Source organism: Chryseobacterium sp. ISL-6, from assembly GCF_018613715.1.
In the GTDB taxonomy this organism is placed as follows: Bacteria; Bacteroidota; Bacteroidia; order Flavobacteriales; family Weeksellaceae; genus Chryseobacterium; species Chryseobacterium paludis.
Genome location: NZ_JAGGPT010000006.1, coordinates 784,454 through 803,792, shown reverse-complemented (window position 1 = coordinate 803,792; position 19,339 = coordinate 784,454). Strand labels below are relative to the sequence as shown.

General features: G+C 35.9%; 23 protein-coding genes. 17 read left to right on the top strand and 6 right to left on the bottom strand.

From position 1 onward, the window contains the following. Positions 1-201 precede the first annotated feature (201 nt). Entirely contained in the window at positions 202-1,419 is a 1,218-nt protein-coding gene (locus tag J7E44_RS14475) for a site-specific integrase (RefSeq protein ID WP_214831094.1), read from the top strand. Between the two features lie 138 nt (positions 1,420-1,557). Here the strand turns inward: J7E44_RS14475 and J7E44_RS14470 are convergent, their stop codons facing one another. The 3 genes from J7E44_RS14470 to J7E44_RS14460 form a co-directional block, all read right to left on the bottom strand. After that, a complete protein-coding gene (locus tag J7E44_RS14470) occupies positions 1,558-3,093 on the bottom strand; it encodes a SulP family inorganic anion transporter (protein WP_214831093.1) in 1,536 nt (511 codons plus the stop codon). Positions 3,094-3,510: 417 nt separating this feature from the next. After that, the gene (locus J7E44_RS14465; protein ID WP_214831092.1) at positions 3,511-3,810 is read right to left on the bottom strand and encodes a hypothetical protein; all 300 of its coding nucleotides are present in this window, start codon (positions 3,808-3,810) and stop codon (positions 3,511-3,513) included. Beyond that, positions 3,800-4,075 (bottom strand): helix-turn-helix domain-containing protein, encoded by a 276-nt coding sequence (locus J7E44_RS14460; RefSeq protein WP_214831091.1) that lies wholly within the window; start codon positions 4,073-4,075, stop codon positions 3,800-3,802. Before J7E44_RS14460 ends, J7E44_RS14465 begins: the two co-directional genes overlap by 11 nt. A gap of 443 nt (positions 4,076-4,518) precedes the next feature. Here J7E44_RS14460 and J7E44_RS14455 point away from each other — a divergent pair, with 443 nt between their 5' ends. The 12 genes from J7E44_RS14455 (at position 4,519) to J7E44_RS14400 (ending at position 11,578) form a co-directional block, all read left to right on the top strand. Beyond that, complete coding sequence (locus J7E44_RS14455) at positions 4,519-4,908, top strand: single-stranded DNA-binding protein (protein WP_214831090.1); 390 nt, start codon at positions 4,519-4,521, stop codon at positions 4,906-4,908. 65 nt (positions 4,909-4,973) lie between these two features. Further along, positions 4,974-6,047 carry a DUF932 domain-containing protein gene (locus tag J7E44_RS14450; protein WP_214831089.1) on the top strand — a complete coding sequence of 358 codons (1,074 nt, stop codon included), beginning with the start codon at positions 4,974-4,976 and terminating at the stop codon, positions 6,045-6,047. 52 nt (positions 6,048-6,099) lie between these two features. Beyond that, positions 6,100-6,348, top strand: a complete 249-nt coding sequence (locus tag J7E44_RS14445) for a hypothetical protein (RefSeq protein WP_214831088.1) — start codon at positions 6,100-6,102, stop codon at positions 6,346-6,348. A 13-nt stretch (positions 6,349-6,361) separates the two neighbouring features. Then, entirely contained in the window at positions 6,362-6,778 is a 417-nt protein-coding gene (locus J7E44_RS14440) for a hypothetical protein (protein ID WP_214831087.1), read from the top strand. Between the two features lie 4 nt (positions 6,779-6,782). After that, entirely contained in the window at positions 6,783-7,400 is a 618-nt protein-coding gene (locus tag J7E44_RS23960; protein ID WP_251040583.1) for a hypothetical protein, read from the top strand. Beyond that, positions 7,397-7,618: a hypothetical protein gene (locus J7E44_RS14430; protein ID WP_214831086.1), complete on the top strand. Its 222-nt coding sequence runs from the start codon at positions 7,397-7,399 to the stop codon at positions 7,616-7,618. The genes J7E44_RS23960 and J7E44_RS14430 overlap by 4 nt, the downstream gene beginning before the upstream one ends. Positions 7,619-7,620: 2 nt before the next feature. Further along, a complete protein-coding gene (locus J7E44_RS14425; RefSeq protein ID WP_214831085.1) occupies positions 7,621-8,013 on the top strand; it encodes a hypothetical protein in 393 nt (130 codons plus the stop codon). Further along, on the top strand, positions 8,000-8,623 hold the full coding sequence (locus J7E44_RS14420; protein WP_214831084.1) for a PRTRC system protein E: 624 nt from the start codon (positions 8,000-8,002) through the stop codon (positions 8,621-8,623). The genes J7E44_RS14425 and J7E44_RS14420 overlap by 14 nt, the downstream gene beginning before the upstream one ends. Positions 8,624-8,645: 22 nt before the next feature. Beyond that, complete coding sequence (locus tag J7E44_RS14415) at positions 8,646-8,864, top strand: PRTRC system protein C (protein ID WP_214831083.1); 219 nt, start codon at positions 8,646-8,648, stop codon at positions 8,862-8,864. Positions 8,865-8,881: 17 nt separating this feature from the next. Then, entirely contained in the window at positions 8,882-10,066 is a 1,185-nt protein-coding gene (locus J7E44_RS14410) for a hypothetical protein (protein ID WP_214831082.1), read from the top strand. Beyond that, positions 10,050-10,775 (top strand): prokaryotic E2 ligase family D protein, encoded by a 726-nt coding sequence (locus tag J7E44_RS14405; RefSeq protein ID WP_214831081.1) that lies wholly within the window; start codon positions 10,050-10,052, stop codon positions 10,773-10,775. Before J7E44_RS14410 ends, J7E44_RS14405 begins: the two co-directional genes overlap by 17 nt. After that, entirely contained in the window at positions 10,772-11,578 is an 807-nt protein-coding gene (locus J7E44_RS14400) for a PRTRC system ThiF family protein (protein ID WP_251040582.1), read from the top strand. Before J7E44_RS14405 ends, J7E44_RS14400 begins: the two co-directional genes overlap by 4 nt. 1,621 nt (positions 11,579-13,199) lie before the next feature. Here J7E44_RS14400 and J7E44_RS24265 read toward each other — a convergent pair. Continuing rightward, positions 13,200-13,898 (bottom strand): hypothetical protein, encoded by a 699-nt coding sequence (locus tag J7E44_RS24265; protein ID WP_353050493.1) that lies wholly within the window; start codon positions 13,896-13,898, stop codon positions 13,200-13,202. Between the two features lie 345 nt (positions 13,899-14,243). Between J7E44_RS24265 and J7E44_RS14385 the strand changes: the two genes are divergently transcribed. Beyond that, positions 14,244-14,654, top strand: a complete 411-nt coding sequence (locus tag J7E44_RS14385; RefSeq protein WP_214831080.1) for a hypothetical protein — start codon at positions 14,244-14,246, stop codon at positions 14,652-14,654. Positions 14,655-14,757: 103 nt separating this feature from the next. Beyond that, a complete protein-coding gene (locus J7E44_RS14380; protein ID WP_214831079.1) occupies positions 14,758-14,973 on the top strand; it encodes a hypothetical protein in 216 nt (71 codons plus the stop codon). 135 nt (positions 14,974-15,108) lie between these two features. Here the strand turns inward: J7E44_RS14380 and J7E44_RS14375 are convergent, their stop codons facing one another. Then, positions 15,109-15,459 carry a Crp/Fnr family transcriptional regulator gene (locus tag J7E44_RS14375; protein ID WP_214831078.1) on the bottom strand — a complete coding sequence of 117 codons (351 nt, stop codon included), beginning with the start codon at positions 15,457-15,459 and terminating at the stop codon, positions 15,109-15,111. 802 nt (positions 15,460-16,261) lie between these two features. Continuing rightward, the gene (locus J7E44_RS14370; RefSeq protein ID WP_214831077.1) at positions 16,262-16,858 is read right to left on the bottom strand and encodes a Crp/Fnr family transcriptional regulator; all 597 of its coding nucleotides are present in this window, start codon (positions 16,856-16,858) and stop codon (positions 16,262-16,264) included. A 697-nt stretch (positions 16,859-17,555) separates the two neighbouring features. On the opposite strand from J7E44_RS14370, the gene J7E44_RS14365 reads away from it, so the two are divergent. Then, positions 17,556-18,410, top strand: coding sequence for a LytTR family DNA-binding domain-containing protein (locus tag J7E44_RS14365; RefSeq protein ID WP_214831076.1), 855 nt, complete (start codon positions 17,556-17,558; stop codon positions 18,408-18,410). A 597-nt stretch (positions 18,411-19,007) separates the two neighbouring features. Continuing rightward, a complete protein-coding gene (locus J7E44_RS14360) occupies positions 19,008-19,298 on the top strand; it encodes a hypothetical protein (protein ID WP_214831075.1) in 291 nt (96 codons plus the stop codon). Positions 19,299-19,339 lie beyond the last annotated feature (41 nt).

Sequence of the window (19,339 nt, the reverse complement as noted above, 5' to 3'; positions counted from 1 at the left end):
TGCAGGGTTTTTTGCTTTATAGGGTTACCAAAATATTCAATTTTTCTCAAATAAAAAGTGAGTCATTCAGTGAGTCAATGTTACCAAGTAAAATACTCACTGAGAATAACGTAAGCATCTAATTATAACACATACACAACGTATACATCTTGATTTACCTTCACTGCTAGGCTAACTTTATTAACCTAAATTAGTGAAATCATGAGTACAAATTATTCATTACTCTTCTATTTGAAGAAACCCAAAAATTATGTAAGTGGACCTAAACCAATTTATTTGCGAATCACACTAAATGGCATTCCTAAGGAAGTATCCACCGGAAAAGAATGTGAGCCCGTAAGATGGAATTCGAAAGCAAATAGAATGAACGGAACCAAAGAGGAAAGCAAATTACTAAATACCTATTTAGATGCGCTCGACCGTAAGGTTGCAAATATTCATCTGCAATTGACCAAAGAAGGTTCTGAGGTTACCTCTGAATTGCTTAAGCTAAAATTTCTTGGAAAGGATATTGATCGGAGGTATTTAATACAGGAATTTGAGGACCATAATAAAAAAATGGAAGCTCTATTAGGAAAAGAATTCAAATCTAATACCTTAAAAGGCTACAAAACCACAACAAATCATATCAGTACATATATTTTAAAACAGTATAAAACAAAGGATATTGATATCATGCAGATTGACCATTCTTTTATTGTAGGTTTAGAATTTTTTCTACGATCTGATAAAAGCTGTTCTGCCATAACAACTGCAAAATACATGAAGCATTTCCGCAAAATCATTAATCTTTGTATAGCACACCGCTGGATCAAAGAAAATCCATTTATCCTCTACAAACCAAAAGTAAGAGCTAAAGAAAAGGAATTCCTCACTAGAGATGAGCTTGCAAGAATAGAGTGTAAAGATTTCAAGATTCCACGGTTACAGCATGTTCGGGATATCTTTGTTTTTTGCTGTTATACCGGATTATCTTACATCGATGTTAAACAATTACGGACTTCAGACATTGCTAAGGGAGTAGACACAAAATTATGGATACTTACAAGCCGTGAAAAAACAGAAATTAATTCGAATATACCATTACTGCCAAACGCACTGGAAATTATTGAGAAATATGCTGACTACCCACCGTCTGTTGCAAAGGGACTCGCCCTACCTGTACTGAGCAATCAAAAAATGAACAGTTATCTCAAAGAAATAGCTGACTTGTGCGAGATTACCAAAGAGCTTACTTTTCATAAAGCCCGTCATACTTTTGCTACTACAGTTACCCTTTCAAATAATGTCCCTATCGAAACAGTATCGAAAATGCTTGGTCATATTAATATCAAAACTACTCAGCATTATGCTAAGCTCCTAGACACCCGTGTTGGTTTTGATATGGAAATCTTACAGCAAAAATTACAATCGCAATAACCTCCCCCAGTCCTACTCTTTCGCAAAAAGCATCTTGATATTAACTGTCAAGATGCTTTTTTATGATATAATAAATTTAGCATCAAGAATTTTCCAGCTAAATACCAATCTGCATAATGTGCGAATTCTGCTTTTTGATTATTTGCCCGGCATCACTTTATAAGTTGGATCGGTATGTAAATCCACTTCGATAAATCCATTTGCATTCTCTAATAATTGTATACAGTCGGAACTTAAATGTTTTAGAACTACACCTTTATTATATGTTTTGTATTTTTCGATTACTTTTTTTAGAGCTTCTATGGCTGACATATCTGCTACACGAGATTCTTTGAAATCAATAATGATTTTACCCGGATCATTCATTGCATCAAATTTGTCGACAAATGCGGTTGTACTTCCAAAGAAAAGCGGCCCGTAAATCTCATACACTTTATTACCAGATTCATCAATTGATTTTTTTGCTCTGATTCTTTTCGCATTATCCCAGGCAAAAACTAATGCTGATATAATAACGCCAATCAGTACTGCTAAAGCTAGATTATGTAGTAAAACTGTGATTACAGCTACAAGCATGCCCACGAAAATATCTGATTTAGGCATTTTAGTGATGATACGGAAAGATATCCATTCAAACGTTCCAATAGCTACCATCATCATTACGCCAACCAACGCTGCCATTGGTATTTGTTCAATGATTGGCCCTCCAGCGAGAATGATAATTAAAATAGTCAGCGCTCCTATAATTGCCGAGATTCTGGTTCGTGCTCCAGCACTTATATTTACCAATGTCTGTGCAACCATAGCACATCCTCCCATTCCTCCGAAAAAACCATTGGTAATATTAGCAACACCCTGCGCGCAGGCCTCTTTATTGGAATTACCTTTCGTATTGGTCAACTCATCTACCATATTTAAGGTCAACAAAGACTCAATAAGTCCAACTCCCGCCATGATAGCTGCATAAGGAAAGATAATTTGTAAGGCTTCTATATTAAAGGGAATATTTGGAATATGAAAAGAAGGTAGAGAGCCGCTGACAGATGCTATATCTATAACTTTTTTGGTATCTATGTTTAAGAAGTGAACCAGACCGAAAACAACAATGATTGCTACTAGTGAGGATGGAACAGCCTTTGTAATCTTAGGGAAAATAAAAACGATGGCAATGGTCAGAAGTGTCAACCCAGCCATAATTAAAAAGGAAGATCCTTCCATCCAGGAGCTTACTCCATTTTTTACAATCTTAAACTGTGCTACTTGTGCCATAAAAATGATCACTGCTAGTCCATTCAAAAAGCCATACATAACGGGTTGTGGAATTAATCTCACAAATTTTCCGAGCCTTAAAACACCAACTAACAATTGTAGAATTCCTGCCAATACTACCGCACCAAAAAGATACTCGACACCATGAGTAGAAGCCAAAGCAATCAGTACCACCACAGTCGCACCTGCACCACCGGATACCATTCCGGGCCGACCACCCAGAAATGCTGTTACTATACCCATTAAAAAGGCAGCATATAACCCTGTTAATGGTGAAAGCCCTGCCAGAATCGCAAACGATAATGATTCCGGAATCATGGTCATGGCAACAGTTAATCCTGCTAAAATTTCATTTTTAATATTTACATTTCGTAATGATTGAAAACTAAAGAAAGTGTTTTCCATATGTATAATCTATATTTTAGCCCATAGTAACACCATGGGAATAATTATTTAAAGTCTATTTTGAAAAGTATAAGAAAAATTACCCAAAAGGTTTTTTGGATATATAATAAATTATTGGCCAAACTAAATTAAGGCGGTGTAATTTGGGAAGATGTAATTCTGAATAATTTCATAAGAGACTACAAATATAAAAAAATAGACTTAATTAAATTAAAAAGTACAAGTAGATATAATTTTAAGTTTCTGTTTTGCTTCTTTTTATTTTGTATCAAGGTCTATTGATATGTAGATATCGGCTCCTCTGATGACCCTATTTATTGGAAGATCTCTTTGCAAAATTAAATCGTGACAGACCCGTTTTGGAACTTTTTGAAAGAATAATACGAGTTGGTACTTTAGTGTTCATAAAAATGTAAACTAAATAAACCTAAAACGACTTGCTTTTTTTGGATGCCATGAAGGAATGTAGGCTATATAGCCATACTTAACTAGCTCGGAAAGATACTTATGATAAGTATTAACAGATCGTATTCCTGAAAAATTCATTAGCTTTCTCCGGCTCGCATGAAAATCATCTATAAATTCTTCACCATTATGATAATAAAGTAATGCCATTATTAATCCCAGATGTATCGGCAGAATCCGGACATCATCTGCTAGTCTCTTAAAAAAATGACTAAGTACAACCTGTGCTTTTTCAGTCCAATTAGTTGTCATGCTCTTTCTGTTCCATCATTTCAGCAATATCCTTCGTGCGGTAATACATACTGCCCCCGATCTTTCTATATGGAAGACTTCCATTGATCCGCAGGTTCTGGAGAGTACCGGGCGATACTTTCAACATCTTACGTACATCACCGCTCTTCAGCCATTCCCGTTCCGCTGTGTTGCCAACCCGGCCATCTATTAAATCTTTGATTTCCTTTAGCAATTCCTGCTTGAAAACCTGGAGATCTTTCTGTGTAATGATGTCTATTTCCATCTGCTTTTATTATTTCTGTTAAACTTTCATTTGTCGCTGTAAGATAGTTCCTATGGCTCTCATTCATCACAAAGAGGAATTTATTGGCTTTATAAGGCTGTCTTTGGCTAATCCTTGATCTTCTTTTCTATGCCGTTGATTTGAAAATTAGGAAAGGTTTTTTAATAATGGATGGAAGAATTTTTCATAAGAAACGGACAAAAAGGCAGCCAAGTTACATAAGACACCCCGCACACTATCCCATCAAGAAAATAAATGAATGAACGGTTTCCCCCTAAAGGAACCCCCATTAAATCATTTTTTTTCTTGCTATAAGCTACTGTCTGATGTTATTGTCTGCTTTCTTTTTTTCCGTTTTTTCTTTTGAAAAAATCTTCTCGGAAAAGGCACTGGAAAAGGGAAATGGAAGCATAACAAGAATGTAAAACCTTAAAACAAAGATTATGAACATTATCGGACGATTGACACGTGATGCGGAGGTACGCACCGTGTTGCAGGACAAACAAGTCGTGAATTTCTCAGTAGCTACAAACGACAGCTACAAGAACAAACAGGGAGAACGCATCGAGCAAACAACCTACTTCGATTGCGCCTATTGGATTAGTCCTAATGTAGCAAAAGCACTTACCAAAGGTACTTTGGTAGAACTATCGGGCAGAGTATATACAAGAGCATGGCAAGGCAGTGACGGAGAACCACACGCAGGGCTAAATTTCCATACCTCACAAATCAAATTCTACGGAGGTGGGAAGAAATCACAAACCGCAGAAGCTAACACTGCTGCAAAGGACAGCAAGTCTGTAAAAAAGGAAGAAGATGACCTCCCATTTTAATAGCAATGACTCAACAGTCTTTACATATTCTCTAAAATCAATTGTAACAATAAACATTTAACATCATGGCACATAACTTAAATTTCAACAGCAGAACAGGCAATTATTCATTTTTCAGTGTACAGCAGAAAGCATGGCACGGATTAGGGCAAATCGTTGAAGACTATCCAACAAGTGAAGAAGCAATCAAACACGCAGGTTTAGATTATGAAGTTATCAAAACCCCACTTTTTACAAAAGGTTCGGGCATTATAGAGACTTCACAGGGCATCGAGATTGCAGACAGTGAACTCCATGTTCCAAACTATTTCGCCAATGTCAGAAACGACAACAATGCCGTACTCGGTGTAGTGGGCAAAGACTACCAAATTGTACAGAACCGTGAAGCCTTCTCATTCTTTGATTCCATTGTAGGGGGTGGCGACGGTATTCTATACGAGACAGCAGGAGCATTGGGCAATGGGGAGCGTATTTTTATTACCGCCAAACTACCTGATTATATCCGTATTGGAAATGGCGACGATGTCGTAGAAAAGTACATTTTCCTGACCACCTCACACGATGGTAAGGGAAGTATTACAGCCGCTTTTATACCCATAAGAATAGTCTGCCAGAATACGCTTAACGCTTCCCTGCGCAATATGAGCAATGTGGTTCGTATCCGCCATACTTCGGGAGCAAAACAACGTTTGGAGGATGCTCATAAAGTAATGGGACTGGCAAACAAAATGACTATTGAACTAGAGGGGATTTTTAACCAATGGGCAAAAGTGAAGGTGAATGATAGGGAGGTGAAAAAGCTCATTCAGTTAGCATTATGCCCTAACAATGAAACCATGAAACACCTGCAAAACGGCAATGACGATGATATTTCAACGGTTTTCAAAAATACCGTAGAAGATGCCTTTGCATACGCCATGATAAGCGATAGCCAACAGATGGAGACGACCAAAGGGACATTGTTTGGGGCGTACAACGCCGTCACAGGGTATTATCAAAACGTCCGTACCTACAAAGATGATGAAGCAAAATTACAATCTATTGTCATGGGTGGAACAGCGCAACTCAAAGCACAAAAAGCTTTTGAACTGTGTACAGCCTTCTCAACAGAAGGGGAAGATATTTTCAACCTTAATTAACCAACCACAGGCAACCGCCTGACAAGGTGGTTGCCATTTAAAATCCCATGATATGAACAACGCGCAGTTAACAGAAAAGCTTAAAGAACTATTGGATATAAATCCACCCAAATCCGAAATCGCGAGATTATTTATGAAGGCCATAGATAGCGGTGTTTTGAATTACGAAGCCGAAGAGGAAGACAGCTACAGGACAGCCAAGATTATTTACCACGCCATCCTGTGTGAAATGGCTGAACAATGGAAACCGCTAACCCCGTCAAACTTGATGGAATCGAAAAAACTCAAAGTTTATTTATAACAAAAACAACGAAATGAAAAGTTTAGAAAAAATGAACAACGTTGAAAAAGGAAAATTCCTTGCTGACTTACTTCCCGAAGAGCTACCCAACATTACTCTTTTTATGGAACTGGAAATACAGCACTTTCTAAAAGACGAACAGAAAATCAGATACAACTGGAAAGCCACATTGGTAACACATAATTTTTGGTTCCAGTTGGTTACGAACATAGATCAGTTTTTAAAAAAATATGGTAACAGGCTACACAGAAACCACCGCTGGTTTGCTGACCAGTTATTTGACGGATATGAAGCATTGTTTACGATTTATTGTCTTGTTGAGTATACCGAAAAACCGGAGTGCAACCACAAATTGCGTCAGGCAATACACCTACTTTTTGGAGAAGCAAAATTGATCTTAATCAGGCCAGACAACAAAGATAAGAATTGAAAATATGAAAATCGGAATTATAAAGTACAAAAAATATGAGGAACGGGTTTTACTTGATGGGACATTCATCATAGATGATTTATTCAAAATCATACTCCATGACCCAGATTATGAAAAATTCCAAATTATTGATGAAAAGGACAATCTGCTCTTATCTACCTCCTATAGCGAAATAGGTGAAAATGTAAATTATCTAGTGGTAGTACAGGTGAAACGTGATGTTGAGATTTTGGGAACAACTTACAACGCATTCAATACACCGCCATTCGTCCATAAAACAAAAGTAACCTGGAAAGTTAATAGTGGAATATGCAGAACCAAGAAGGAAGCACAACAGTATGCTGAGCGCATCAATCGAAAAGCAAAGCTTCTTATTGAAAAATTTATCCCAAGAAAAAGCGGGTTAGAAGAACATTTTAACATTAAACCTACAGTGATGAAAGTAACCGATCTAAACGGGAAACAGTTAGAAGTAACCAACCTTAAAGAAGCAATAAGACAAGCGAGGGATTTTAAAGACCTACAGCATACTCCATCCATCCCAACGGATGGGGAGCGACAGAACTATTGGAAAGATTTATACGAAAAACTCTTAAAGTTAAAATCAAAAAATTTGACATGAGCAATTTAGCAGACAAAACCGAATACAGGGCACTTTCTATCATTGCAAGAATGATAAAAGAGTTTGAAAGACTACACTATTTGGAAATGACCAAAAGTGACGATTGGGATGCCAGTAGCGCAAGAAATCTATTGGAGGGTATCATCGAAAGCAATGGTTACAAAGTAAATTATCAATGTATTGGCAACAGACCACTATTAAAAAATCAAAAAAAATGAAAATGGGCACACTAAAATCCACTGACATGGAACACGACGAAAATAATGCATTTGCGAACTGGCTTTTTAATGAATATGTAAAAGCACACAGAAAAGCCGATAAATGTAGTTCAAGACATTATTGGCACGTACTGGCAACGTATGCTAAAATTGGTTTTCCAAAAGAAAGTCAGGAGCAGGAAAGAAAATACGCTGAAAAGCTCAACAAAATAATTGAAAATGCTTTTCCCGATTGGAATACACACCTGCTTATTCTGCGTGGAGAAGAAGGCAGAGCAGAGTATACTGAAAATATGGCAAGTTATGAAAAACGTCTACGTGCCATAGGACATAACGAAGAAAGTATTATCAACTTAATTACTAAAAAAATAATCCTCAATTATGGAATCGACTAATTTTTTCAATCAGATAGCGCAAATGAATATCAAAGGTGACTTACAAATCACGATAAAAAAGGGCGCAGAAAGCAATTGGATAGTATCGGTATTGCTCCAAAACGAAACGTGTGGCGATAATGCCAAACATTTAATAGTCCCTCTTAATTTAAGGGGGACAGCCGAAGACCTTGATAACGGTTTTTTTGAAAATATAACTACCCCGCTCCGTACTGCTTCGGGCTTGATGGTTAATATGGAGTCCTTTATGAAACAATTAGAGGAATCTAAAAAACAATCAGCAATGGAAAAGGAAAAAACCGATAAGGAGAAAAAGGAAAAAGACAGAAAGGACCAAAAATTTCAGGAAGCCATGTCAAAGTCTGCTGACCTCGAAAAAGAACGAAAATACAAAGAATCATGGACGGCGTTACCAAAAATCGGTGACTTTCCTGAGCATTCAGAAGCAATTCGTAAGCGCATGGGAGAACTTGAAAAGTTCCTTGCACCGAGCCTTTTTAACTTCACATCCGAACCACAGGAAGAAAAACCCGAACCCGAAAAAGAGGCACTTTACCCCAATTATGCAGTGGGGACGTGGACGACGAAGACGAGGAGGAAGACGAATTAAAGTATTAAATAAAAATCAAACTATGCTATTAGCAACGCAATTAGAGCGAGTGTTTATACTCAAAGATAAAGGTCAGGAAATCAAATTGACCGACCCTGAACCAAAGTGGACTGTTGAGACTGTACTCAATTTCTATTCAAATACCTACCCTATACTGACAACTGCGAAAATATCAGCACCGCAGATTAAAAATGATACTATGCAGTACAGTTTTGAAAGTGTAATGGGAACAAAAGGTTAACTAAAAATTCAAAAAAAATGAATCATGCAACAACATATCATATCGGGAACAGTAAAAACACCCGAGGAAAAAAAGAGCCGACAGTTGAACCGACAGCTTCAGGAATTTGCACATTGGATGGGGCGTACAAAAGATGCGCAGGAAATCAGGAAAGACAAAAGGAAATCGTTACCGATGGCCATGCTTCCAATGGTTTTCTAAAGACTTCATTCCTGCCAAGACTGAAAGAAACAGAAACCGTACAACCCTGTATGAAAACAGCTAAAGCGGAGAGGGATTTTTATCTATCCCTCTCCAAACTTACAAAACACTACGGAATTGAACGAATAGAAACAGGGCATTTTTCTTATCCTTACAATATAGCACTTTCCATATGGGACACTAAAATCAAGTTAAAAAACAAAGTTCAGAATCTGGAAAGTTTACAATTGGTGCAGGAAAAGAACAAAACTTTTCTGATGACACAGGAATGTTGCAACACAGGATTAACCCTGTACTATATCCCCGTACTTCCACTCTTTACAATGCTTAAAGATAAAAGAAGAAGGAAAACGGCTCTTTTACTACTCTCCGTTTGCAGTTATTTATATCATGTAGCAGATATCCCGTACTACCGTCAGGAAGGCAGTTACTTATTTTGGCAGTACGAAATGATGGGTGATTGGATAGAGCAAGATAATGAGCAGGAGGGCAACCAAAACTGCAAAGACGAACTCAAACAGGCGGAATGGGTAGGTGAGCAAATGGAACAAAAAATGTTTAGCCGCAAAAATTTAGCGGTATTTGAACACCGCTTAAATCATTTCAAAGTGGGTGACGAATTTGACACCGACTGCCTGAAAGTAGCAAAAGAAGCCTTTTCACTTTATACGCTATATCCTGCCGAAAGCATTTTTAGAAATGCAAAACACATGAATGCCGAAGACGAGGACAATTACGAGCAAGAATGTGTATCGATGGAAAAATACATTTCCTTTTGGGCAGATAGTAGCGGTTGGCTCTCTGAAAGCCTTTCCGAATGTATTAACAATGAGTTTAACGAATACAGCGAACTTAATGAGCCCACAATCTTCAAATGTTTTGACGGAAGTCCATTGACAGACAACAATCTGAATTTTGAAAATCGACTGTTTGATTTATTGGATGAATTGATTTATTCGCTTAACACCTATAAAAAACAAAAAAATGAACACTTTCACTGACCTTACAGAAAACTTCGGAACATTGTATCATCCTAAATCGGCATTGATTTTTTATCAAACATTATCAACACATCCCGATTGCTATGTAGAATCATTCGATATGGATAAACACGGTAATTTAATTAATGCCCACCCCTTAACGGTCAGGGAAGCAAATGTTTTAGCTAAATCGCTAAAAATAGAAAGCGATGATAAAAAGCCTTTTTTAAAATCAAATGGTATTATTGGCAGTCATATTTTACAAATTGACCCCATACATAATGGTATTGTAATATGGTACAGCAAAGCGCAGTGCAGGGATATGTTTTTTGTGGAAAATTTAGGTGTCCCAAATGGAAAAGTTAATGTTCCCCCTATGCTGTGGGTAGCGAACCGCAACAAACTTTCTGTGTATGCGCTTAAAACGGTTAGCAGACCTACGGAAAAAACAATGCTTTATCACGCGCCATTTTTCAACGTTTATTCAGATGGTGTGGTATGCATGGGAACGGTAGATGTCAGGATTAAGAAAACGTCATCACTAGAAGAATTTACCACCGCTTGGGAAAACTATTTTTTTAACTCTTTTTTCAGCCACTTAATGGGCGGACATAATCCCATAAAGGGAAACGCTGTAAGTACTTGGAAAAAGTTAATCAACACCAATAAGCCTTTCCCTAAAGATGTATTAGTAAAAACCAACAAAACCTTAAAAAATATACTGCGATGATAACACCCCAAAAAACAAGAGTCCACTTTACAGATAACTACCTACTGAATCCGACTAATCCAATTGAAATCAATTTAATTGGTGCAGGCGGAACAGGTTCAAAGGTATTAACCGCTTTGCTTGAAATGAATCATAGTTTAATTGAATTGGGGCATGCTGGTTTGTCCGTGAGGTTGTGGGATGATGATAGGATAACGGAAGCTAATTTAGGCAGACAACGTTTTGCACAAAGTGAAGAAGGTTTATATAAATCTGTTGCATTAATCAACCGTGCAAACAGGTGGTCAGGCACAAACTGGAAAGCTGAAAGCATTAAATTTCAAAAAAATGCTTTAGGTAAACACCCTGAAAATGCACAGGCAAATATTTATATTTCCTGCCTAGACAGTGTAAGCGCACGTTTTGAAATTGCAGAAATTTTGAAAGGGATTAATAATCAATGGGCGTACCGCAACACCTCAAAATATTGGATGGATTTCGGTAACGCAAAGTTTACAGGACAGGTTATCCTGCAAACAATTGGGGAAATTAAGCAACCCAATTCCAATAAATATGAAACAGTTGCCCATCTGCCTTTTGTTACCGAGGAATTTGGAGAACTCCTAAAAAAATCTGAATCCGAAGACGATACGCCAAGCTGTTCATTGGCTGAAGCATTGGAAAAACAGGATTTATATATCAATTCGGCATTGGCACAAATGGGATCTTCTCTTTTATGGAACTTATTCCGAAATGGGATGACCGAAAACAGGGGGTTTTTCTTAAACCTAAAAGATTTTCGTAGTCAACCGATCAAAGTATAACCTTGCTGCTAAATAGTGGTCGGCACAAAGACACACCCTCCTGAGGTCGGGAAAGTCTTTGTGCGGAAAATCGGTGCAACACCATTCGTCGATACCGCTGCTGCTACCACAGCCTGATTGGCGAATACAGTTGCAGTTTTTTTCGTGGGATATTCCACATATCCCCGTATATATTGGCATTAACTTCATTTCTTTGCACATAGAAGGGTGCAATATCTGAACATTGGGAATCACTGACTAGATCTGATACTGTTTAACAATTTATCCTGCCGGTTTCACTGATCCACTGATTTTCTTGAATTAGTTCAACGAATATTTCTTTGAGAGGATTTACTTTTGTGGAGAGTATAAGTAATAAACATAAACCGCAAATAATGAAAACATTTACAGTAGTTGTATTGGCATTAAGACTTTAATTTTAAACGGTTAAGTTACATTAATACTAAGAAGATGATTTCATCTTGGCGAAAAGATGGTCCTCAGATTGAATTTCTAGTGATCATACTTTTACTTATCGGAAATACTTATATGAAGTATTCTATAATCTTCAGGGGTATTACAGTGGCCAGCAGGCTTAGCTGTTTGGTCCTTTATACCATAAGCAAAGAAAGCTATCGAACAATTAGGTTTTGGTTCTTTCTTATACTTGGCTTAATCTAACCATTAATCAAACGGGTCAGTTTATTAGCCTAATAGAATAAGGTAGCCCAAATATAATTCAAGGTAGCGCATTAGTGATTGGTTTTATTCCTATTTTAGTTGACTTTTATTTTCCTGGAAATGTCCCGTATTTCTCTGCTTTAAGTTCAATGGTCGACTGACATAATGTGTCCCTCTGAAAAGGAATACAAAGAACCTTGATATTTTATCACTTTCAATGAGTAAAAATTTTTTAGTAGCGGATTTCATCCATGTGCTTGAGTTTGTCCCATTTCTGTTCCTTCCAGATTCTTAAGTTGCTCCATAGTTATGTTGTATTTTAAAAGTTTGGAAATTTCATTGAATTTATTAAATAAAAAGAAACCTCCCAATAATTGGGAGGTAAAAACACAAATGATAAAAAAATTATTTCGAAAAAGCAAATTTACAAAATATTGCATAATAGTATGAATATTTGATTATTTATAAATTAATTCTTCTAATAATGAAATATTTTTATTAATTTTGAACTAATTCTAAAAACAATTAACCATGAAAAAGCATTTTTTACGTGATTCCCTCTAATTAAAAATGCATTCAGAATAAGTTGTGGTATACAACAACTTAATCATCAAGTATTTAAAAATTAAGCCCGAAATTAATTTCGGGCTTAATCAATAATAGTACAAAGATTGAATATCCTATATCAGAATGGACGCTTTTTTTCTTCATCCCAGTGGAAGAAGTTCGAACATCCACCGTCAAGAGTATCAATAGAAACTCTCCTGAGGGATTATTCTTATGATGTCATAGAAACAGAATATTTCGATTTAAGCCATTTGGTAAAAAAAAACTATTGCAATTGAAGGAAAATATATCAGTCTTTGGGAAATAGTTTATATTTTTATTTACGGCAATTGCTTTAATATGTAGTGTTATTCGGCACAACAATTTCCATTTGTAAAAAACAAGATAGTGCCATTTATTCTTTCAAAAATATTTTTTTCCATTTAGCAACAGTATTTCTACTCAGATTAAAGTGAATTGCTACATGAGTATTATTTAAGCCATGTCTCTTTTGGTAATCTAGAATTTCTAGAATAGCAGACTTGTCATAAGATCGATGTTTTTGACTTTGCTGGCTACGGTCTTGATCTCCTTCGAAGATTTTACGGTTAAGCTTTATCACATCAAGGGCGGACAATTCCTCCTTCTCTAAAATTGATCTGTAGGTTTCTTTTTTATGCGGAAACTTTTGTTCTAGAACATCTGATAAAATAAGCCTGTAATCCGGGGAGCTTTTTTTGCCTATTGAAACACTAGTATACTGCTCATTCTCAGTCCATTGATACTGATGCTGATATTTCACAATCCATTTATAGAGTGTCGTCTTGGGTATCCCGTATTCGTTAATAACCTGTTGTCTGCTTTTATGCCCTTTGGATACCGTCTCTAATATAAAATCTATAATTTCTACGGTATAAATATTTTTTCGAAATTCAGGACTGCTAGCATTTCTTTTTTTTTGTACAGCTTTTTTAGGATCTGTATCCTGAGCAGGGGCAAATAATATTAAATGATGAGAATAAATCCGAAAAAAATCATGCCTCAATAATTTGCTCCACCCTAGTAATAACTCTGTATTAATACTTTTTGCTTCATACATTTCCGTTATTTCCATCTCTGCACAATTAAAGAATTTACATACGATGTCAATCTCTATTTCTGACTCTGTAAATTTCTGCTTGATGAAACTTCCGATATGAACATTTTTAAAATTCACTACTATTTCCTATTTGGTTAATACCCATCAAAAAGTGAGGGTTTAAAAATACCTCCCTTTTGTTTACGAATTTATCCCGATAAATCAATTCCGGAAATAGTGATTATTTAATATTTTTTAATAATAGAAAAAAATTAAGAATCGAGTAATATAATACATTAATTTTGCAATACCTCCGTATAAAAATATAATTTAAACTGAAATTTCGTGATTGTAACTAATAAAGACAAGGTCTATTTAAAGATGAAGACATTTGTAGGGATATTGATTTTCAATGTCTTTCTTGCTGTAACCGGCTATGTTTTAAAATCTTTAATCAATGAGGAACTCAGGTGGCCCCTGGTTTTTTTATCATTTCTATTAACTCTATTTATTATATACAGGTTAATGAAGCTAAGGGTCTTTTACTTTGAAAATAATGGTGTCATTTTTTCAATAAAGTATCATCACCCGTTAAAAAAGAGTATAATATACCCTGTCGTGGAATATCCTGTTAATAGATTGAGAACATTTAAAAGAGTACAGTTATTATTTTCAGATATGTTTATTATTGAGGTGGGATCAAATGAAAAAGATTCTCCAAAACGGATAAAAATAAAAGTTTCAGGTCTAAGTAGTAGGGATTACTTAGATATTATCAACTCTTTATCCTAGAGATAAAATGCTCCTTTACATTTTCGAGAGCCCTGGCCCTTGCTGATATTATAAAACATATAAGGTCGGTGCTATTATAGGCGAGCCGACGGACAAAAATGCGATGGACTTTGGGGAGGCTTTTATGATTGAACTTTCTAATGCCACATTAAAATACATCACATCGTTCAGTCATGGTGCAGACCGCAATAGATCTCAAAATAACCCTGTGCCACCCACAATAGCTGGCCAAATACAAGAAAGAAAGAAAGAAAGAAAGGGCTCTGGGATATTTATGGAAAATAGTAAAATAATAGCAGATCCAGAGGAATTAAGTTAATCTTCCCTATCTTAATTTATATACAAAAACTTCAACCAGGGGTCAAAAGGCCCGCTTTTTTAGTCTATAAAAGGCAAGTAGTGCTGGTTTTAAGAAGGGTTTGATCTTAAAGAAAAGTATCTAAATACATAAAATTTAGGATTCAGCAAGAAGCCGCATTATTTTAAGGGACTCTTCAGGGTTGTCCCTTAAAAGTTTAAGGAAAGCACGTTTATAAAGTTTTAAAACTATACAATCTGTAGTTGCTACAGCACTTACAAGGTATCTCTTGTTACTAAATAAAAAGAACTCACCAAAACTCTGCCCTATTGAATAGTTGTAAGAAATAATCGCATTAGCATGCTTAATATCTCTGAATTCTACATGTCCATAGAGTATCTGGAAATAAAAGTTTGCAAATTGTCCGTCATAGAAAATAACCTCATTTTTTTTATAATACTCGTAAATTGCACTGTATTGAAGTAAAAGATTCTCATTAATGATCATATTACATTTTTTTATAACAAAATCCCAACTAATCTTTTATTATAGTCAACAATAGACATACCCGCTCGGAAAATGTTTTTATAGGCTTAACAAATATACGTAATTATTGAGCCACCTGAAGTTTTACAAAAGTAAAACCTGCAAAACAATCGATTTCACTGTTTCTGATTTTGGTGAGTTGAATCCTATTTCACAAAAAGAATTAACCCATATATAGTCAGAATTCTAAATCAATTCGATAAACCTGAAGGGAATTCGGCTATATTAGAAGGATGCAGTATGCTTTTACCTTGAAAAATATTTAGCCTGCTCCCTTAACACACCTACTTACGTCAAATTATGACGCTTTTTTAAATATGTATCAAGCGTTTTCCTATCATTGGAGCCGGTAGCCTTTACTGCACCAACAACTGCTTGAGAGGTGACATCCAGTTGATCTTTGAAATACTGTATCTCGTACTATTCTGAACCACTCAGTTTAGAACGGTCAGCATTCCCTTTTTTTGATTTATTATCTGCCATTGCTAATAATTTAAATGTTAAAATGAAATATATTTTTTTGAAAGATTAAGCCGTTGAGCTTCACATTTCCAGCAGTATAACAGTTGTTATGTTAAAAAGATTTTATTTGCCGTAAATATTGCAACCAGTTATTTTTAAGGAATGAAATTTCAGACTTGACAACCCTCCACAGTCAATCTCAATATAAAGGTTAATTGAATAAAAAGCTTTTAAGATTCACTTTTGATCCTTTATAAAAACGTCAGTTTAAATTTGCAGTAATACTGCTATTCTTCTTTTCTTAATAATATATTTTGCCATTTGACAGCTGGACAACATCCATTTTCTCCATATTCTTTACAGCTCTGATAACAGTTTCAACGCGAAGTCCGGTCAGGTTAGCAATCTGCTGTCGCGTGAAAGGAACAAAAAATCCATATTTCTGCCTTTCTAAGCTGAATCTTTTAAAATAATCAAGCAATGCTCGAATTTTAGTAACAGGTTCTGATGTAGAATTATTAAACAACATAATGTATTTGTAATAAAGACGGTCTGAAAGACATCTGAATAGATTCATTGTACTAGCTTGATCTTTCAATAAAAGATCAAGAAAATTGGATTTTGCTAATTTTAAGACTGTGCAAAGTGTCTTGGCAGTGGCATTCATAGGATAATAATTATCACTGAAAAGGAGTGACTCCCCAATACTCTGGCCATCAGAAAGGATATTTAAAGTAAATTCCTTTCCATCCTCATGGTAATTGTTCAATTCGACTGTTCCGCTAACAATTTGAAAAAAGAAGCGAGGGCAATCATCTTTCCTGAATAGAACCTCCCTGGGTTCATACTCCTGATATTCTGCTCCATTTTGTAGTAATAGGTCTTCATCGATTATCATATCATTTTGTTTAGGTTTAGAGTAAACGTCTGGAAGTGACGTAAATCGTAACTAATTATAATACAAATACAAGACCACTATACCTCCTAACGACTAGAATTCAGCGTTTTCGCAAATCTCGGGATATTGTATCATCCAATGCATTCGTTTCTTCAAGCACTGGAAGTCAAATCCCGATTGCTATAAAAGCATATAGCCACCTAAGGATACATTGGATATTATAGCGCACCTCGAAAGTAAATATCCATTTATGCCATCCTCTTCACCCAGATCATTCGCAATCGGCTCAATAGTGTTATGGGGCAGCCAAAAATATTGTAAAACTTGGTTCACCAGGAAAGGAGGGTAGTCAAGGAAAATTTCCTTGTAATTTTGAAAGCAGTAAGCATATTGGGCCCTAAAATATTTTATTGTGCGCTCTCAATTCTATTTAAGAATTGACTTCGTTTTTAGTTAAAACAAAATGATCTGTTAACCATTATTTAAAATCGCGACTAATGGCACCAGCTCAATCTTGGCCCCTGGCTCCTACAAAGCAAATACTTCGCTAAGGACAACCTCAACCGAATATTTTGACAAAGGTTCCAATTCCCAAGTCATTTTCATAAGTTCCTAATTTGCATAAAGTTAATAAAAAATCATTTTTGTATATTCATTACATAATATTTCACATGGATGTGTGATAAAAACTTTTAACATGGACTCTTTAAACTATAACAATAGGAAGCTACGCATCGGCGCTGCTCTCGTTGCATCCGTTTATATTGTACTACATGGGCGTCTACATCTCTTTCTAAAAGCCATTACGTCAATGGGCTTTTATGTTGCAGTAGCAGCTAGCTTTGTCTCCGCGATGCTACTTACTTACCTTGTTCATAAAATAACAATCTGGCTAGATAAGCATTACAACTGGAGAAGTAAACCGGTTAAGAGATCTTTATTTCAATTGGTCTGCGGTATCATAATGCCTTCAATACTTGATGTGGCTTTAATGTCCATTTATTTTAAGGTTTTGGGTGAGAATATATTTCAAAACGATTTTTTTCTTGTGGATTTTCCGATAATCGTTGCATTGATTACCATTCTGAATTTATATTACCTCATTCATTTTTTGCTGCTGACCGAGCCAAAAAATCTGGTTTCTGATCAGGATGAAATTAATAATGTTTCAGAAGGCAACAATGCCCCCATATTAACCATTCAGTACAGTGGGCAAAATATTGTACTGGAAGTTAGTACTGATGTTCTATTTTTTTACCGCTCTGGAAGATTGACCAAAGTAGTTACTATTACCGGGAATGAATATCCAACAAATTATTCACTGGTCTATTTGGCAGAGCGTTTTCAATCTGCTAATTTTTCCAGAATTAACAGATCTGTAATTATTAACCGGAATGTCGTTACTGGTTATGTACCTGGTGTAAAACGGGATACGATACAAGTTAATTTTAAGCCACAATATTACGAGGCAATCCAAAATAAGGACAGAGACCTTTTTCGTGTAACTAAGGAAAACATTGTGGACTTTAAGAGCTTTTTTACAAGCAGTTAGAAAATGCCAGCCCTTAATGATATTTTTTTTGATCATTATTCACAATAAAATGACTAAAATTTTGCACTAATTTATCAATTAGTGCATCTATTACATGCGATTTGGCGTACAATTTATGTCGGTTTCGCAACAATTTGTGCGGTTTGGATACAAATTTATGTCGGTTTGGTGTACCGTATGACAAATGCTATTGCTTTACATTATTGATTGTGTTTAGATTTGGATTTATTAACCTTAATAATCATAGCGAGCCAAAAAATGTATCCTATATGCGATGCCACAGGTAAACGGTCTTTGCCGTTCATTGATTAGGCAGAAGGGGTAAGGTATATGTTCAGAGACGCTTTAGTTAGCAGACTGATCTAAATGGCTTAAGTACCGGAGGGAAAAGCCTCTTGGTGCGGCTTATGAAGGCAGAATAGTAACGGCAATAAATAATCACGCCGAAGTAATGAATCCCTTAAGGGTGTAACATGAGAACTCTATTAATTTGAGATTGCAAAAGTATTCCATAAGCAACTACTTTATGTTTATGCCTTTTTCAGTCCATTTGAGGCAATATTCATTGCCAAAATCTTAACCAAAAAAACAATCAAAATGAAAACATTAAAAACGGCCATTGCAGCATTGCTTATTGCTGGTGGCACCATCGGTGCTTTTGCGTTCACAAAAGCAAATACAGAAAAAGTAAACGATAAAAAAGCAGATCTTTATTGGTTCAGTCCAGGAGGCAGCTATTTAGGACAGCGATCACAAAGCACTCAACAGACACAATGTGGGACGCCAGGATCAAACATTTGTGCTCAAGGCTACTCAGCAATTGATCTTGATGACAATGGAAATCCGCAACCAGAGGGTTCTGTCGTTTCACAAACAACAAAAAACTAAAGATTTCCTCAACTCAAGCCGTATCTTGTGATACGGCTGTT

What these genes read in the sequence shown, in the direction of transcription:
- J7E44_RS14475 (WP_214831094.1), top strand. Translation starts at nt 202, where the DNA reads ATGAGTACAAATTATTCATTACTCTTCTATTTGAAGAAACCCAAAAAT.
- J7E44_RS14470 (WP_214831093.1), bottom strand. Translation starts at nt 3,093, where the DNA reads ATGGAAAACACTTTCTTTAGTTTTCAATCATTACGAAATGTAAATATT.
- J7E44_RS14465 (WP_214831092.1), bottom strand. Translation starts at nt 3,810, where the DNA reads ATGACAACTAATTGGACTGAAAAAGCACAGGTTGTACTTAGTCATTTT.
- J7E44_RS14460 (WP_214831091.1), bottom strand. Translation starts at nt 4,075, where the DNA reads ATGGAAATAGACATCATTACACAGAAAGATCTCCAGGTTTTCAAGCAG.
- J7E44_RS14455 (WP_214831090.1), top strand. Translation starts at nt 4,519, where the DNA reads ATGAACATTATCGGACGATTGACACGTGATGCGGAGGTACGCACCGTG.
- J7E44_RS14450 (WP_214831089.1), top strand. Translation starts at nt 4,974, where the DNA reads ATGGCACATAACTTAAATTTCAACAGCAGAACAGGCAATTATTCATTT.
- J7E44_RS14445 (WP_214831088.1), top strand. Translation starts at nt 6,100, where the DNA reads ATGAACAACGCGCAGTTAACAGAAAAGCTTAAAGAACTATTGGATATA.
- J7E44_RS14440 (WP_214831087.1), top strand. Translation starts at nt 6,362, where the DNA reads ATGAAAAGTTTAGAAAAAATGAACAACGTTGAAAAAGGAAAATTCCTT.
- J7E44_RS23960 (WP_251040583.1), top strand. Translation starts at nt 6,783, where the DNA reads ATGAAAATCGGAATTATAAAGTACAAAAAATATGAGGAACGGGTTTTA.
- J7E44_RS14430 (WP_214831086.1), top strand. Translation starts at nt 7,397, where the DNA reads ATGAGCAATTTAGCAGACAAAACCGAATACAGGGCACTTTCTATCATT.
- J7E44_RS14425 (WP_214831085.1), top strand. Translation starts at nt 7,621, where the DNA reads ATGGGCACACTAAAATCCACTGACATGGAACACGACGAAAATAATGCA.
- J7E44_RS14420 (WP_214831084.1), top strand. Translation starts at nt 8,000, where the DNA reads ATGGAATCGACTAATTTTTTCAATCAGATAGCGCAAATGAATATCAAA.
- J7E44_RS14415 (WP_214831083.1), top strand. Translation starts at nt 8,646, where the DNA reads ATGCTATTAGCAACGCAATTAGAGCGAGTGTTTATACTCAAAGATAAA.
- J7E44_RS14410 (WP_214831082.1), top strand. Translation starts at nt 8,882, where the DNA reads ATGAATCATGCAACAACATATCATATCGGGAACAGTAAAAACACCCGA.
- J7E44_RS14405 (WP_214831081.1), top strand. Translation starts at nt 10,050, where the DNA reads ATGAACACTTTCACTGACCTTACAGAAAACTTCGGAACATTGTATCAT.
- J7E44_RS14400 (WP_251040582.1), top strand. Translation starts at nt 10,772, where the DNA reads ATGATAACACCCCAAAAAACAAGAGTCCACTTTACAGATAACTACCTA.
- J7E44_RS24265 (WP_353050493.1), bottom strand. Translation starts at nt 13,898, where the DNA reads ATGGAAATAACGGAAATGTATGAAGCAAAAAGTATTAATACAGAGTTA.
- J7E44_RS14385 (WP_214831080.1), top strand. Translation starts at nt 14,244, where the DNA reads ATGAAGACATTTGTAGGGATATTGATTTTCAATGTCTTTCTTGCTGTA.
- J7E44_RS14380 (WP_214831079.1), top strand. Translation starts at nt 14,758, where the DNA reads ATGGACTTTGGGGAGGCTTTTATGATTGAACTTTCTAATGCCACATTA.
- J7E44_RS14375 (WP_214831078.1), bottom strand. Translation starts at nt 15,459, where the DNA reads ATGATCATTAATGAGAATCTTTTACTTCAATACAGTGCAATTTACGAG.
- J7E44_RS14370 (WP_214831077.1), bottom strand. Translation starts at nt 16,858, where the DNA reads ATGATAATCGATGAAGACCTATTACTACAAAATGGAGCAGAATATCAG.
- J7E44_RS14365 (WP_214831076.1), top strand. Translation starts at nt 17,556, where the DNA reads ATGGACTCTTTAAACTATAACAATAGGAAGCTACGCATCGGCGCTGCT.
- J7E44_RS14360 (WP_214831075.1), top strand. Translation starts at nt 19,008, where the DNA reads ATGAAAACATTAAAAACGGCCATTGCAGCATTGCTTATTGCTGGTGGC.